Source organism: Pandoraea sp. NE5, from assembly GCF_024363545.1.
In the GTDB taxonomy this organism is placed as follows: Bacteria; Pseudomonadota; Gammaproteobacteria; order Burkholderiales; family Burkholderiaceae; genus Pandoraea; species Pandoraea cepalis.
In genome coordinates this window covers 2,780,798-2,794,757 of the sequence record NZ_AP025517.1, presented here as the reverse complement: position 1 = coordinate 2,794,757, position 13,960 = coordinate 2,780,798, and the positions used below count along the sequence as shown (strand labels likewise).

The following is a 13,960-nucleotide window of genomic DNA, read 5'->3' as shown; positions in this document are numbered from 1 at the left end:
TGCCGGTGCGCCTGACATGAAAATGGGCAGCCTCGCGGCTGCCCATTTTTCATTGCGTCGATCGCGGTGCGATCAGAAGCCCAATCAGAACCGCGTTTCGCGCGCAGCGCGCAGGAAGTTGTCGAGCACCGGTGTGCAATCGAGATACTCCGGCCCACCCGCCCGGTGAAATTCCGGGTGCCATTGCAGCCCCATCACGAACGGCGCCTTGCGATAGCGAATGGCTTCCACCACCCCATCTTCCGAGCACACCGCCTCCACACTCAGGTCGCGCCCAAGCGTTCTCACCGACTGGTGATGGATCGAGTTGACGATCGGCACGTCGACCGGCCCCAGCATCTGCGCGAGCGATGACCCCTCGGGGAACGTCAGCGTGTGACGGTTGTGTTCGTAGGTATCGGTCACGTGCGGGATCGCGTCGGGCAGATCCGTAGCAATGTCCTGGTGCAGCGTGCCCCCAAATGCCACGTTGATGAGCTGGCAGCCTCGACACACACCGAGAATCGGCTTGCCCTGCTCCACGAACTCATGCAGCAATTCGAGTTCGTACATGTCGCGCATGCGATCGCCTTGCCATTCGTGGCGCGTCGCCACTTCCGAATAGCTGTGCGGCGAGACGTCCGCCCCGCCCTGCAACACCAGTCCGTCGAGATGCTTCGCGTAATCGTGCAGACGGATATGGCTCGGGTGCAGCAGCCCCTGCGTGTCGACCGTGGGAATCATGAACACCAGCACATCGCGCGACATCACCCAGTGCGCGATCGACTCTTCGAGGTACTGAAGCGTCTTGCTGCGCAGCCCCTTCGACCCCGGCTCCGGATGAAAGATGCGCGCTGAAATGCCGATCTTCAGGGTGCGCTGCGTGATGCGCTGCCCCGCGCGGTCGTACCACGCGCGAAATCGTGCCGACGTGATACGACGCAGCACCGACCACGGCGAATCGCCCGCCTGCAGGTACGACGGCTGGGTGCCCATCGAGGCAGGGCTGCCAGGACGCGCGGCACCTGGGCCGAATGTCGGCTGATGCGCCGGCTCGTCGCTGCCGGCACGGCCGGTCGCAGTCTCACTGCCCGTGCCACCGACGCTGCTGGGCACGCTGGTCGCTTCGCTCGGCTTTGGCGCCGGCGTGCCAATCGGATTACGGTCGGCGGCCACTTCGGCTGCAGACGCCTGAACTGAGGGGCTCGTCGCCGAGGCAGGAGCCCCTGGCGGCGCCTCGGGCGCGGGCGCCGGACGCGTGAGCGTGTCGGGGTTCGCTGGCATGTTGCCCGAAGCCTCGGCCGTGCCCGCAACGGGTTTCGCCGTCGCATGAGACGTCGCCGTTGTCGGCGGCTCCACATACTCGGACGCGCCCTGCGAGGCCGGCGTTGGCGACGTACCGGCGTCGGTGGACGGCGGCGTCTGCGGTGGCGTTGCGCTCTTGCTCGTATCGGACTCTGGCTTATTCGACGGCGGCGACGGCTGCGGCGATTTCGGATCTTGAGCGTCAGTCATGGTGGCGTTTGGATGGCGTCCGCGAAGGGGGAAAAATGGATGGACCACTGCGGCTGGCAAATTATCCCGCCGGCCTGATCCTGCCGCAACCGGGAAAGCCGATCGACCGCCAGATCCGGCACCCCGGCACCGGACAGGACTCGATGTACGATGAAACCACCCCGCCTCGGCGGGGTCGAACCACAATATCACGCATCGTGCGTATGAGCCCGCACGCTACGGGCGATGCAGCACGGCAGAGAGATAAGCGCGCGATGCGACAACTTAAAGAATCAATGAGCGACGTTTCCATCAATACAATGAAGACACCTGCCACATTCGGCGGCGATATTCGTTCAGGAGCCTGCAAGTGAAGCGTTTTCTGCGTCTGTGGCAAGTTGCGCGCCACGATTTCCGGGTTCTCTGGCACGCGGCTCGCGATCCGCGCCGCCCGCGCTGGTTGCTGCCCGCGCTGGCGCTGCTCGCCGTCTATTTAGTCAGTCCATTCGATCTGATTCCGGACTTTGTGCCCATCTTCGGCCTGCTCGACGATGTCGTGGTGATCGGGCTGGTCGCGCATTGGCTCATCAACCGTTTGCCCGAGGAGGTGCGCGAGGATGCGCGCGCCCACGGCGCCCACGGCTTCAGGCAGCGAGCCTGAGTCGGGACGTTGACGACGCCGTCGGCCATGAGCAACGGACCTTGGCCGAGTCTCCCCGAACGTTGGACCAGCGTCCGGCGTCCGGGAGCACATCGCATTGATGCCTGCTGGCGTTAGCGTCATTCGCCCCCACTCAGGGCATGAGCAACGTCGACCCGGTGGTTTTGCGCGCCTCGAGATCGCGATGGGCCTGGGCCACGTCGGCCAATGCGTAACGCTGATTGACCTCGATCTTGACCGCCCCCTTGGCGACGACATCGAACAGGTCGTTGGCCGTGGCTTCCAGGTCGGCCCGCTTGGCCGTGTAGCTGAAGAGCGTCGGTCGCGTGAAGAACAGCGAGCCGCGCGACACAAGGTCGGCCGTGTTGATCTGCGCGACGGGCCCCGACGCGCTCCCGAAGTTCACCATCATGCCCAGCGGCCGCAGGCAGTCGAGCGAGCCGATGAACGTGTCCTTGCCGATGGAATCGTAGACGACCGGCACACCTTCGCCACTCGTGATCTCCTTCACCCGTTCGACGAAATTCTCACGCGTATAGACGATCGGATGGTCACAGCCATGCTGGCGCGCGAGCGCCGCCTTCTCATCGGAGCCGACCGTGCCGATCACCGTCGCGCCCAAGGCCTTGGCCCATTGGCACACGATGAGCCCCACGCCGCCAGCGGCCGCATGGATGAGGATCGTGTCGCCCGCCTTGACCGGGTAGGTGCGGCGCAACAGGTACTGCGCGGTCATGCCCTGCAGCATCATCGCGGCGGCCTGATCGTCGCTGATGCTGTCCGGTAGACGCACGAGCGAGGCCACCGGCATCACGCGGGCCTGCGAGTAGGCGCCACAAGGACGGCTGGCATAGGCGACACGGTCGCCCGCCTTGACGAGTGTCACGCCTTCGCCCACGGCCTCGACCACGCCGGCCGCTTCCATGCCCAGACCGGCCGGCAGCGGCTGCGGATACAGGCCGGTGCGGAAATACACGTCGATGTAGTTCAGCCCGACGGCGTTGTGGCGCACACGCGCCTCGCCCGGCCCAGGGTCGCCCACTTCGACGTCGACATACTTCATCACTTCCGGGCCGCCATTCTGTTCGATGCGAATTGCCTTGGTCATCCTCGCTCCTCTCACTCGTGTGAAGTGTGTTGTGAACTGTCGGTTCTCGGCGTCACGCCACCGGCTGCGCGGCCAGACGCACGATCAACTGCTCGAGCAGCATGCGCGCCGTGGCGCTGTTGGTCGCGCACGGCACATTGTGTACGTCGCACGCCCGCACGAGGGCGTTGATATCCGGTTCGTGCGGTTGCGGCGTCATCGGGTCGCGCAGGAACAGCACCATGTCGACACGCCCCTCCGCCAGTTGCGCGCCAATCTGGAGGTCGCCGCCGTGCGGACCGGAGAGCATGCGCTCGACGTCCAGGCCAAGCTCGGTGGCGATGCGTCCGCCCGTCGTGCCCGTTGCGACGAGCTTGCACTGGCGCAGCACGTCGACGTAGTCATGCGCCACCGCCAGAATGTCGTCTTTTTTCTTGTCGTGCGCGATGAGCGCAATCCGGACGCTGGGTACCGTCGATACAGTCATTGAAGCGATCTCAAAAAGGTTAAAACGTGCCCGGGTACGCGCCACCGTCAATCAGCACGTTCTGTCCGGTAATGTAGCCCGCCTGCGCGCTGCAGAGAAACGCGCAGGTCGCGCCGAACTCGTCGGGCTGCCCGAAACGGCGGGCCGGAATTGCGGCAGCCCGCTTGGTGCGGACTTCTTCGACCGTCTGTCCGCTCTTGGTCGCCGATGCCTGCAGGGTGGCCGCGAGGCGGTCGGTATCGAAAGCGCCCGGCAGTAGATTGTTGATGGTCACATTGTGCCCAACGGTCGTGCGCGCCAGTCCTGCGACGAACCCCGTCAGCCCGGAGCGGGCGCCATTGGACAACCCGAGAATGTCGATGGGCGCCTTCACGGCCGACGACGTAATGTTCACGATGCGGCCGAAGCCGCGTGCCATCATGTCGTCCACGCACGCCTTGATCAGTTCGATGGGGGTGAGCATGTTCGCGTCGAGCGCGCGAATCCAGTCGTCGCGTTGCCAGTCGCGGAAGTCACCCGGCGGCGGGCCACCCGCGTTGGTCACGAGAATGTCGAGTTGTCCGCACGCCGCCAGCGCCTGCGCGCGCCCCTCTGGCGTGGTGATGTCGCAGGCCACGGCGGTCACGCTCACGCCCGTGGCCGCGCGAATCTCGTCGGCCGCCGCGTTGAGCGTCTGCGCCGTGCGCGCGACGATCACGACGTTCGCGCCCGCTTCGGCCAGGGCCCGCGCGCACGCGCGCCCCAGCCCCTTGCTCGCGCCGCAGACCAGCGCGGTGCGCCCCTTGATTCCCAGATCCATGTTCAGCCTTCAAGACAAGTGACACGTTGGACAACGGCGGTGACACCGCCGTCTTGCAGCGATTCTAAGGGAATCGTGCGCGCGCCGCTTTATGGGGGCAATCGCTTGGGCAATCGGCACGGGCCGACAGCGAAACCCGGACCGACGGCGCCCGCATCGGATAAAATCGCGGCCATGCGGGCCACACCGGCCCTGCCCCAGATTGCCAGCCATGAAACAAGATCTCCGCTTCCCGAATCTCTTTATCTGCGATCACCCGCTGATCCAGCACAAGCTCTCGCACATGCGCGACAAGGAAACCTCGACACGCACGTTTCGCGGCCTGCTGCGCGAGATCACCTTGCTCATGGGCTACGAGATCACGCGCGACCTGCCGCTCACGACCGAGCGCATCGACACGCCGATGGTCGCCATGGACGCGCCCGTCATCGCGGGCAAGAAACTCGCGATCGTGCCGGTGCTGCGCGCCGGCGTGGGCATGAGCGACGGCCTGCTCGATCTGGTGCCGTCGGCACGCGTCGGTCACATTGGCGTGTATCGCGACGAGCAGCATCGTCCGGTCGAATATCTCGTGCGCCTGCCGGATATCGCCGAGCGCCGCTTCATCCTGTGCGACCCCATGGTGGCGACCGGCTATTCGGCCGTGCACGCCGTGGACGTGCTGCGCAAGCGCGGCGTGGCTTCGGAAAACATCGCGTTTCTCGCCCTGGTGGCCGCGCCCGAAGGGGTGAAGGTGCTGCATGACGCGCATCCGGACGTGAAGCTGTATGTCGCGTCGCTCGACGAGCGTCTGGACGATCACGCCTACATCATTCCGGGTCTGGGCGACGCGGGCGACCGCCTGTTCGGCACCAAGAACTGACGCAGGCGGCTCTCACGCCCCGGCCCGCCGGTGCCGGGGCGACCCTCCCCGCCCTACCGCTCTCCCCGGCGTCCCCGGCCCGGGCGCCGCGTGGCCATCGCCACGCCAACGGCTGCCAGCCCCATCCCTCCCCACGCGAGCGGCGGCATGTGCTCCCCGACCATGAGCCACGCAGCAAGCGCCGCTGACGGCGGCACCAGGAAAAACAACGCCGAGACACGCGACGCTTCGCCACGCCGGATCATCGCCAGCAGCAACGAAATCGCGACGATCGAGTTGCCGATCACGAGGTAGACGAGCGCCGCGCCGAGCTGCCACGTCCATTCGATGTGCATCGGCTCCAGCCATGCGGCGAGCGGCAGCGTCGCCGCGAAGCCCACGGCGTATTGCACCAGATTGGACGTAACCGGGTGCTGGCCCACGCCGAAGCGCTTTTCGTAGAGCGTGCCGCACGTGATCGCGCCAAGCGCCACGAACGTCAGTACCAGCCCCAGCGCGGAAGTCGCCTCCACCGCCGAGCGCGCCACAATGACCAGCGCCGCCCCCGCCAGCCCCAGAACCAGTCCGACCCAGTTCAGCCCGCTCACGCGCTCGCCCACCAGGTGCGGCACGGCCAGCGCCACGAGAATCGGTTGCAGCGAGGTGATCAGCGCCACGCTGCCGGCCGACACGCCCAGGCGTAGCGCCAGATACGTCATGCTGAAGTACAGCGCCTGAATGAGCAGACCGATGACGACGAGATGGCCCCAGGCGGCCACGGTCTTCGGCAATGGCGGGCGCATGACGAGGGCCAGCGGCGCGAGCAGAACAAGCACCAGCCCGTAGCGAAGCGCGAGGAACGTGAGCGGGTCGGCATAGGTCAGGCCGATCTTGGCGACGGTAAAGCCGACCGACCAGAGAAACAAAAAAATCAGCGGCGCGGCGCGCAGCCACAACGGGTCGTGGGCGACACCGGTACGCACCGGTTCCAGCGAAGATTTCAGCGACATGAGGGGACGAGCGTTCGATGTAGGGGAGGCGGTGCCGGCGATACGTCAGTGGCAAGGCGTGCGCCACTCGCCACCGATCGTCGGACGGGGGTGTTGTCGCGGCGGCAGACAAGCCCGGTCATCGCCGCCTGCTGCCGCCGAGAATGCTGCCCAGCACGCCGCGCACGATTTCGCGGCCCAACTGGCTACCGATGGTGCGCGCCGTACTCTTGACCATCGCTTCGACGACCGTATCCTTGCGCCGCGAGCCGCCCGCACCGCCCAGCAAACCGCCGAGCGAGTCCCTGACCGCGTCGAGCAGGCCACCGCCGGCCGTTTCGCCGGTGGTCGGCGGCGCGTCCGGCGCCTGCGGCACCGCCCCTCCGCCTGAGGCGGGCGGCACGTCGCCCTGGCGCGTCCGGGTGCGCCCGACCAGCACTTCGTAAGCCGACTCGCGATCCGCCGTTTTTTCGTACACGCCAGCCACGAGCGACGCGGCGATGAGCGCTGCACGCTCCTGCGGGGTAATCGGTCCGATGCGCGAAGCCGGCGGCGCGATGTACGCGCGCTCCGTCACGGCGGGACGCCCCTTCTCGTCGAGCAACGACACCAGCGCTTCGCCCACGCCCAGCTCGCCGATCACCGTTTCGATATCGAGCGACGGATTGGCGCGCATTGTCTGCGCCGCCACCTTGACCGCCTTTTGATCGCGCGGCGAATACGCCCGCAGCGCATGCTGCACGCGATTGCCCAACTGACCGAGCACGGTGTCCGGTACGTCGACCGGATTCTGCGTCACGAAGTACACGCCAACGCCCTTCGAACGAATCAACCGCACCATCTGCTCGATCCGCTCGAGTAACGGCTTCGGCGCCTCGTTGAACAACAAATGTGCCTCGTCGAAGAAGAACACGATCTTGGGCTTGTCGGGATCGCCCACCTCCGGCAGACGCTCGAACAGCTCGGCGAGCAGCCACAGCAGGAAGGTGGCGTAGATGCGCGGCGCGGCCAGCAGTTTGTCCGCCGCGAGAATGTTGACGATGCCGCGCCCTTGCGCGTCGGTCTGCATGAAGTCGTCGATATCGAGCATCGGTTCGCCGAAGAACTTGTCGGCGCCTTGTTGCTCGAGCGTGAGCAGCCCGCGCTGGATCGCGCCGACCGACGCGGCCGAGATGTTGCCGTACTGCGTGGTGAAGGTCGAGGCGTTTTCGCCCACGTGCTGGAGCATCGCGCGCAGGTCCTTGCTGTCGAGTAGCAGAAGGCCGTTGTCGTCGGCAATCTTGAAGACGAGATTGAGCACGCCGGTCTGCGTCTCGTTCAAGCCCAGCAGCCGCGAGAGCAACAGCGGACCCAGATCGGAGACCGTTGCGCGCACCGGGTGGCCCTGCTCGCCGAACACATCCCAAAGTGTGGCGGGGCTGCCATGCCAGTCGGGCGTTTCGAAGCCGAACTGGGCCATGCGCTCCTTAAGCTTGGGCGTTTCGGCGCCGGGCTGCGCGATGCCCGTCAGATCGCCTTTCACGTCAGCGAGGAACACGGGCACGCCGATGTCGGAGAAGGCCTGTGCCATGACCTGGAGCGTGACGGTCTTGCCCGTGCCGGTGGCCCCGGTAATCAACCCGTGGCGATTGCCCATGGCGGGCAGCAGGCCAAGAACGTGCTGGTCGTTGCGTGCGATGAGAAGCCGTTCGCCGGGGTCGCCGGCAGGGCTCGCAGCCCCGGTGGAGGCGGGCGGGGATGCCGTTGAGGAAGCGGCAAGCGACGAGGCTTGCGGCGGCACGGGCTTCTGGGGCATGAGAGACCTCGGCGGTAGACGCAGCGTGGCTCGTGACACGGCGCAGCAAACACCCGTGGCACGGTGCGGCGGCATGATAAAATTGCCTCCGATTATAGCGGCACGATGCCGCTCGGACTGCCCTGGCCCCGAAACGACGGGGGGACCGATGGGTCGACACGACCCATGGGCGCCAACGAGGCGATTCGGCAATTCGCGCCCGCGCCCCCAGTGGTGGCGGGCGCGCCTGTTTCAATGGTTGGCCGCGCCGCACTGCGCTGGCCGGCAGAGGCTACTTCGCCGCACAGCGCGGCACGACGGAGAAATTCATGGCGGGTCATTCCAAATGGGCCAACATCAAACACAAGAAAGCGGCGGCAGATGCCAAGCGCGGTAAAGTCTGGACACGCCTGATCAAGGAAATCACGGTGGCCGCACGCCTGGGCGGCGGCGACGTCGACAGCAACCCGCGCCTGCGCCTGGCCGTGGAAAAGGCTGCCGACGCGAACATGCCCAAGGACAACGTCAAGCGCGCGATCGATCGCGGCGTTGGCGGTCTTGACGGCGCCAACTACGAAGAAATCCGCTACGAAGGCTATGGCATCAACGGCGCCGCGGTGATCGTCGATACCATGACGGACAATCGCGTGCGCACCGTCGCCGAAGTGCGCCATGCCTTCTCCAAGTTTGGCGGCAACATGGGCACCGACGGCTCGGTGGCGTTCCTCTTCACCCACTGCGGCCAGTTCCTGTTCGCGCCGGAGACGCCGGAAGACAAGCTGATGGACGTGGCGCTCGACGCCGGTGCCGACGACGTGATCACCAACGACGACGGCAGCTTCGAAGTCATCTGCCCGGCGAACGACTTCCAGGCCGTGAAGGCCAAGCTTGAAGCGGCCGGTCTGAAGGCCGAAGTCGCGGAAGTCACGATGAAACCGCAAACCGAAGTGGTCTTCACTGGCGAAGACGCCGTGAAGATGCAAAAGCTGCTCGACGCGCTCGAAAACCTCGACGACGTGCAGGAAGTATTCACCAACGCCGTCATCGAGGAATAAGATGAAGATTCTGGTTGTCGGCTCGGGCGGCCGCGAACACGCGCTGGCGTGGAAGCTTGCCCAATCGCCTCGTATTCAGTTGGTTTATGTCGCCCCGGGTAACGGCGGCACGGCGCTCGACGAGCGCCTGCGCAATGTCCCGATCAGCGATCCGAACGTGCTCGCCGAGTTCGCCGCGCGCGAAGGCATCGCGCTGACCGTGGTCGGCCCCGAAACGCCGCTCGCCGCCGGTATCGTCAACATCTTCCGCGCGCGTGGCCTGAAGATTTTCGGCCCGACGAAGGAAGCGGCGCAGCTCGAATCGTCGAAGGACTTCGCCAAGGCGTTCATGAAGCGCCACGGCATTCCCACCGCCGATTACGAAACGTTCTCCGACGCGGCCAGCGCCCACGCCTACATCAACGCCAGGGGCGCGCCGATCGTCATCAAGGCAGATGGCCTCGCCGCAGGCAAGGGCGTGGTCGTGGCGATGTCGCTCGACGAAGCGCATCACGCCGTCGACATGATGCTCGCGGACAACAAGCTCGGCGACGCCGGTGCCCGCGTGGTGATCGAGGAGTTCCTGCAAGGCGAGGAAGCCAGCTTCATCGTGATGGTCGACGGCAAGAACGTGCTGCCGCTCGCCACGTCGCAGGATCACAAGCGCCTGCTCGATCACGATCAGGGACCCAATACCGGCGGCATGGGCGCGTATTCGCCCGCACCGATCGTCACGCCGCAGATCCATGCGCGCGTGATGCGCGAGATCATTCTGCCAACCGTGCGCGGCATGGAAACCGACGGCATCCGCTTCACGGGCTTCCTGTACGCCGGTCTGATGATCGACGCGCAAGGCAACGTCAAGACGCTCGAATTCAACTGCCGCATGGGCGACCCCGAAACGCAGCCGATCATGGCGCGCCTGAAGGGCGACTTTTCGGTCGTGGTCGAGCACGCGATTGCGGGCACGCTCGACAAGGTCGAACTCGACTGGGACCGCCGTTATGCGCTGGGCGTGGTGCTCGCGGCGCACGGCTATCCGGACACGCCGCGCAAGGGTGACCGAATCTCCGACGTGCCGGCCGAGACCGCCGAATGCGTCACGTTCCACGCGGGCACCCAGCTCGAGAACGACGTGCTGACGGTGACGGGCGGGCGGGTGCTGTGCGTGGTTGGCTTGTCCGACACCGTGCGCGGCGCGCAGAGCGTGGCGTACCAGACCGTCAATCAAATCAATTTCGACGGTATGCAGTATCGTCACGATATCGGCAACCGCGCACTGGCGCGCAAACCGGAGTAAGCCCGCCGAAGTCAGGCAACGGGCGTCAGGTCGGCCACGCTTGAAGGCAGACCTTGAAGCGCCAAATCGTTGTGCTACGGCCCGGAGACGTCATGTCGTCCGGGCCGTTGTCGTTTTGGCGGGCGTTTTAGCGGCCGTTCTGGCAGCACCACGACCGCGAATGCCGTCACGGCGTCGCGATTGACAAGCGCGGAGCAAGTTGGCACGCTGACACGGCGCGGGTGCGTCACCACCGCGCGTCCGGCCAGCCCCGGCGGAATGCATACAGTTTTCCCGACAGACCCTCGCTCGACGGAGACTTACATGTTCGATCTCGACAAGCTGGTCAACGATTATCTGATGCCGTTCGGCCTGAAGATTGTGATGGCCGTCGTCATCTGGATCGTCGGCGGTATCGTCATCAATGTGGTGGCGCGGCTCGTGCGCAGCGCCATGACTCGCCGGGCCATCGATCCCACCCTCGTTCGTTACACCGAATCGACGCTGCGCATCGCCTTGCGCATTGCGCTGATCATTTCCATCCTCAGTGTCTGCGGCATCGAGACGACTTCGTTCGCCGCGCTGCTCGCCGCCGCCGGCATCGCCATCGGGGCGGCCTGGTCCGGACTCCTGTCGAACTTCGCCTCCGGCATCTTCCTCATCGTGCTGCGCCCCTTCAAGACCGGCGACATGATCAGCGCAGGCGGCGTGACCGGGGTGGTCGACGAGATCGGCCTGTTCGTCACCACGCTCACGACGGCGGACAATCTGCGGGTGTACGTCGGCAACACGAAGGTCTTCGGCGACAACATTACGGTGTACGACGCCAACGCGTTTCGCCGCGTCGACTTGACGGCGCAGCTCGCCCACACGGTCGATGTGCAGGACGCGATAACGCGCCTGAAGGCACGCATCGCGCAGATCCCGAACGTGATGAGCACGCCCGCGATCGATGTGGTGATTCTCGAATTCAATCCCGCCGGGCCGGTGCTCGCGGTGCGTCCGTACTGCCACAACCGCGATTACTGGCAGGTATATTTCGATACCAACCGGGCCATCGCCGAGGTGGGTGGCATGGCTCAATGGCCGGTGCCGGCGCCGCGTCAGATCCTCATGCCGCCGCCGGGCGACCCTGGCAAAGGCATGCCCATTGCGCCCGCGGGCGGCGCGCCAGCGGCCAGTCCTCTGCCCAACGCGCCAGCGCCGTGACCGCCAACGCTTGATGCAGGTCATTCGGGCGGCATTCGGCGCCACCGTTTGCCGCGTCGGCCTGCCCCCGACCGCGTGGCTGCCGGTACAATCGCGGTTATTACCACGCATCGGGACGTCACAGAATGACAGCGCAAGACGCCGCACCGGCGCCGGATACGGGCGCAGTGCGAACTTATCTGCTCGGGCTTCAGGACCGCATTGTCGAAACGCTCGGGCGCCTCGACGGCAAACGCTTCCTCGCCGACGACTGGCAACGTCCGGCCGATAGCGCACTGCGCGGGGACGGCCGCACCCGCGTGCTCGACGATGGCGACTTCTTCGAGCGCGGCGGCGTGAACTTCTCTCATGTGGTCGGCGACAAGCTGCCAGGTTCGGCCAGCGCCTCCCGCCCGGAGTTGGCCGGGCGTGGCTTCGAAGCCCTCGGTGTCTCGCTCGTGCTGCATCCGCGCAATCCGTACTGCCCGACTGTGCACTTCAACGTGCGCATTCTGATCGCCACGGCTCCCGGCCAGTTGCCCGCGTTCTGGTTCGGCGGCGGTATGGATCTCACGCCGTACTATCCGTTCGAAGAGGACTGCCGGCACTTTCATCAGACCTGCAAGGACGCGCTCGATCCGTTCGACACCGCGTGGTATCCGCGTTTCAAGACGTGGTGCGACGAGTACTTCTACCTGAAGCATCGCCAGGAGCCGCGCGGCATCGGCGGCATCTTCTTCGACGACTTCTCGGGCGGCGGTTTCGACACGGGCTTCGCCGTCATGCAAAGTGTGGGCGATGCCTTCCTCGACGCTTATGTCCCGATCGTCGAGCGCCGTCGCGGCATGCCCTACGGTGAGCGCGAACGGGATTTCCAGGCCCACCGGCGTGGCCGCTATGTCGAATTCAACCTGGTCTGGGACCGTGGCACCCATTTCGGCCTGCAATCGGGGGGGCGCACCGAATCGATCCTGATGTCGATGCCGCCGATCGTGAAATGGCACTACGACTGGAAGCCCGAGCCGGACACCCCGGAAGCGAAGCTCTATACCGACTTCCTCGTGCGCCGCGAGTGGGTGTGAAGGCCGGCCGCGAATGACCGTCTCCTCCGCTACTGGGCACGACGCCACGCATCCGTCGCCCGCCAGTCCGATCCGGCGCATCGGCGTGCTCGGCGGCACGTTCGATCCGATTCACACCGGGCACCTCGCGCTCGGCGCACTGTTCGCGCGCACACTCGCCCTCGACGAACTGATCCTGATGCCAGCCGGCCAGCAGCCGCAAAAGCAAGGCAGCACCGCGGCCGAACATCGTCTGGCTATGACACGCCTCGCCGCGGAGCAACTCGCCGCAGCGCTCGCGCGCACGCAACCGTCCACCCGGTTGCGCGTCAGCACGCGCGAGATCGAGCGCGCCGGGCCGAGCTACACCGTCGATACGCTGCGCGAGATGCGCCGTGACCTGGGCCCGCAGGTCTCGCTCTCGCTGCTTATCGGCTCCGACCAACTGGTGCGCCTGGATACCTGGCACGCCTGGCGCGAGCTGTTCGACTACGCGCACGTCTGCGCGGCCGCGCGACCCGGTTTCCGCTGGGCCACCGCCTCCTCAGAACTGCGCCAAGTCTTCGCCGAACGGGAAAAGTCCGCGCTCGGGGTACAATCCACGCCATGCGGCGGCATACTGATCGACAACTCACTGGCTGTCGACATCTCCGCCACCGAGTTGCGCGCCACGCTGGCGCACGCGCGAGACGCGGCCACGCCCCCGGCGAATCTGCCCGAATCCGTGTGGCATTACATCCGCGCGCAACACCTGTATCGCGCCTGACGGCCCTTGGCCCTTACCCGGTCGCCGCTTCGGCGCTCCCTGTTTCACCAAAAAGACGCACTATGGATATTCGTAAACTTCAGCGCCTGATCGTCGACGCCCTCGAAGACGTCAAGGCCCAGGACATCAAGGTGTTCAACACCGAGCACCTCACCGCCCTGTTCGAGCGCGTGATCATCGCGAGCGGCACGTCCAATCGCCAGACCAAGGCGCTCGCCGCAAGCGTGCGGGACAAGGTCAAGGCCGCCGGCGGCGACATCGTCAGCATGGAAGGCGAAGACGTCGGCGAATGGGTGCTGGTCGACACGGGCGACGTCATCGTGCACATCATGCAGCCGGCCCTGCGCCAGTACTACAACCTCGAAGAGATCTGGGGCGAGAAGCCCGTGCGCCTGAAAGCGGCCGGTACCAAGGCCGGCGCCAAGGCCAGCGCGGAAGATCACGAAGACGACGAGGACGACGCCGTCGACGCGCCGGCCCCCGCACGCCGCAAGGCAAAGTAAGCCGGCACTGCGCGGAAC

General features: G+C 65.9%; 15 protein-coding genes. 9 read left to right on the top strand and 6 right to left on the bottom strand.

Going from position 1 to position 13,960, the window contains the following annotated elements:
• Positions 1–84: 84 nt before the first annotated feature.
• Positions 85–1,494: a gamma-glutamyl-gamma-aminobutyrate hydrolase family protein gene (locus tag PanNE5_RS12770; RefSeq protein WP_261938082.1), complete on the bottom strand. Its 1,410-nt coding sequence runs from the start codon at positions 1,492–1,494 to the stop codon at positions 85–87.
• A gap of 35 nt (positions 1,495–1,529) precedes the next feature.
• Between PanNE5_RS12770 and PanNE5_RS12765 the strand changes: the two genes are divergently transcribed.
• Entirely contained in the window at positions 1,530–1,847 is a 318-nt protein-coding gene (locus tag PanNE5_RS12765) for a hypothetical protein (RefSeq protein ID WP_232424617.1), read from the top strand.
• Positions 1,844–2,134, top strand: coding sequence for a YkvA family protein (locus PanNE5_RS12760; protein WP_017233953.1), 291 nt, complete (start codon positions 1,844–1,846; stop codon positions 2,132–2,134). Before PanNE5_RS12765 ends, PanNE5_RS12760 begins: the two co-directional genes overlap by 4 nt.
• 133 nt (positions 2,135–2,267) lie before the next feature.
• Here PanNE5_RS12760 and PanNE5_RS12755 read toward each other — a convergent pair whose 3' ends face one another.
• From PanNE5_RS12755 to PanNE5_RS12745, 3 genes are read right to left on the bottom strand one after another with little or no spacing between them, the layout of a single operon-like run.
• A complete protein-coding gene (locus tag PanNE5_RS12755) occupies positions 2,268–3,242 on the bottom strand; it encodes a quinone oxidoreductase family protein (protein WP_150562687.1) in 975 nt (324 codons plus the stop codon).
• Positions 3,243–3,294: 52 nt separating this feature from the next.
• Complete coding sequence (locus tag PanNE5_RS12750) at positions 3,295–3,708, bottom strand: methylglyoxal synthase (protein WP_017233955.1); 414 nt, start codon at positions 3,706–3,708, stop codon at positions 3,295–3,297.
• A gap of 19 nt (positions 3,709–3,727) precedes the next feature.
• A complete protein-coding gene (locus tag PanNE5_RS12745; RefSeq protein ID WP_017233956.1) occupies positions 3,728–4,507 on the bottom strand; it encodes an SDR family oxidoreductase in 780 nt (259 codons plus the stop codon).
• A gap of 211 nt (positions 4,508–4,718) precedes the next feature.
• On the opposite strand from PanNE5_RS12745, the gene upp reads away from it, so the two are divergent.
• Entirely contained in the window at positions 4,719–5,369 is a 651-nt protein-coding gene (gene upp, locus PanNE5_RS12740) for a uracil phosphoribosyltransferase (protein WP_017233957.1), read from the top strand.
• A gap of 53 nt (positions 5,370–5,422) precedes the next feature.
• Here upp and PanNE5_RS12735 read toward each other — a convergent pair whose 3' ends face one another.
• Positions 5,423–6,358 carry a DMT family transporter gene (locus tag PanNE5_RS12735; protein WP_261938081.1) on the bottom strand — a complete coding sequence of 312 codons (936 nt, stop codon included), beginning with the start codon at positions 6,356–6,358 and terminating at the stop codon, positions 5,423–5,425.
• A gap of 118 nt (positions 6,359–6,476) precedes the next feature.
• A complete protein-coding gene (locus PanNE5_RS12730) occupies positions 6,477–7,973 on the bottom strand; it encodes a DUF853 domain-containing protein (protein ID WP_261939841.1) in 1,497 nt (498 codons plus the stop codon).
• A 467-nt stretch (positions 7,974–8,440) separates the two neighbouring features.
• On the opposite strand from PanNE5_RS12730, the gene PanNE5_RS12725 reads away from it, so the two are divergent.
• From PanNE5_RS12725 to rsfS, 6 genes are all read left to right on the top strand, one after another.
• Positions 8,441–9,166, top strand: a complete 726-nt coding sequence (locus tag PanNE5_RS12725; protein ID WP_017232872.1) for a YebC/PmpR family DNA-binding transcriptional regulator — start codon at positions 8,441–8,443, stop codon at positions 9,164–9,166.
• 1 nt (position 9,167) lies between these two features.
• On the top strand, positions 9,168–10,445 hold the full coding sequence (purD, locus tag PanNE5_RS12720; RefSeq protein WP_261938080.1) for a phosphoribosylamine--glycine ligase: 1,278 nt from the start codon (positions 9,168–9,170) through the stop codon (positions 10,443–10,445).
• A 303-nt stretch (positions 10,446–10,748) separates the two neighbouring features.
• The gene (locus PanNE5_RS12715) at positions 10,749–11,633 is read left to right on the top strand and encodes a mechanosensitive ion channel family protein (protein WP_261938079.1); all 885 of its coding nucleotides are present in this window, start codon (positions 10,749–10,751) and stop codon (positions 11,631–11,633) included.
• A 125-nt stretch (positions 11,634–11,758) separates the two neighbouring features.
• Positions 11,759–12,694 (top strand): oxygen-dependent coproporphyrinogen oxidase, encoded by a 936-nt coding sequence (hemF, locus tag PanNE5_RS12710; protein WP_017232869.1) that lies wholly within the window; start codon positions 11,759–11,761, stop codon positions 12,692–12,694.
• 13 nt (positions 12,695–12,707) lie between these two features.
• Positions 12,708–13,439: a nicotinate-nucleotide adenylyltransferase gene (locus tag PanNE5_RS12705; protein ID WP_017232868.1), complete on the top strand. Its 732-nt coding sequence runs from the start codon at positions 12,708–12,710 to the stop codon at positions 13,437–13,439.
• A 62-nt stretch (positions 13,440–13,501) separates the two neighbouring features.
• The gene (rsfS, locus tag PanNE5_RS12700) at positions 13,502–13,942 is read left to right on the top strand and encodes a ribosome silencing factor (protein ID WP_017232867.1); all 441 of its coding nucleotides are present in this window, start codon (positions 13,502–13,504) and stop codon (positions 13,940–13,942) included.
• Positions 13,943–13,960: the final 18 nt, after the last annotated feature.

Bases quoted from the DNA above. Each gene is read 5' to 3' on its own strand.
- PanNE5_RS12770 (WP_261938082.1), bottom strand. From the start codon at position 1,494: ATGACTGACGCTCAAGATCCGAAATCGCCGCAGCCGTCGCCGCCGTCG.
- purD (WP_261938080.1), top strand. From the start codon at position 9,168: ATGAAGATTCTGGTTGTCGGCTCGGGCGGCCGCGAACACGCGCTGGCG.
- PanNE5_RS12730 (WP_261939841.1), bottom strand. From the start codon at position 7,973: ATGGGCAATCGCCACGGGTTGATTACCGGGGCCACCGGCACGGGCAAG.
- PanNE5_RS12705 (WP_017232868.1), top strand. From the start codon at position 12,708: ATGACCGTCTCCTCCGCTACTGGGCACGACGCCACGCATCCGTCGCCC.
- upp (WP_017233957.1), top strand. From the start codon at position 4,719: ATGAAACAAGATCTCCGCTTCCCGAATCTCTTTATCTGCGATCACCCG.
- PanNE5_RS12765 (WP_232424617.1), top strand. From the start codon at position 1,530: ATGGATGGACCACTGCGGCTGGCAAATTATCCCGCCGGCCTGATCCTG.
- PanNE5_RS12725 (WP_017232872.1), top strand. From the start codon at position 8,441: ATGGCGGGTCATTCCAAATGGGCCAACATCAAACACAAGAAAGCGGCG.
- PanNE5_RS12735 (WP_261938081.1), bottom strand. From the start codon at position 6,358: ATGTCGCTGAAATCTTCGCTGGAACCGGTGCGTACCGGTGTCGCCCAC.
- rsfS (WP_017232867.1), top strand. From the start codon at position 13,502: ATGGATATTCGTAAACTTCAGCGCCTGATCGTCGACGCCCTCGAAGAC.
- PanNE5_RS12715 (WP_261938079.1), top strand. From the start codon at position 10,749: ATGTTCGATCTCGACAAGCTGGTCAACGATTATCTGATGCCGTTCGGC.
- PanNE5_RS12750 (WP_017233955.1), bottom strand. From the start codon at position 3,708: ATGACTGTATCGACGGTACCCAGCGTCCGGATTGCGCTCATCGCGCAC.
- PanNE5_RS12755 (WP_150562687.1), bottom strand. From the start codon at position 3,242: ATGACCAAGGCAATTCGCATCGAACAGAATGGCGGCCCGGAAGTGATG.
- hemF (WP_017232869.1), top strand. From the start codon at position 11,759: ATGACAGCGCAAGACGCCGCACCGGCGCCGGATACGGGCGCAGTGCGA.
- PanNE5_RS12745 (WP_017233956.1), bottom strand. From the start codon at position 4,507: ATGGATCTGGGAATCAAGGGGCGCACCGCGCTGGTCTGCGGCGCGAGC.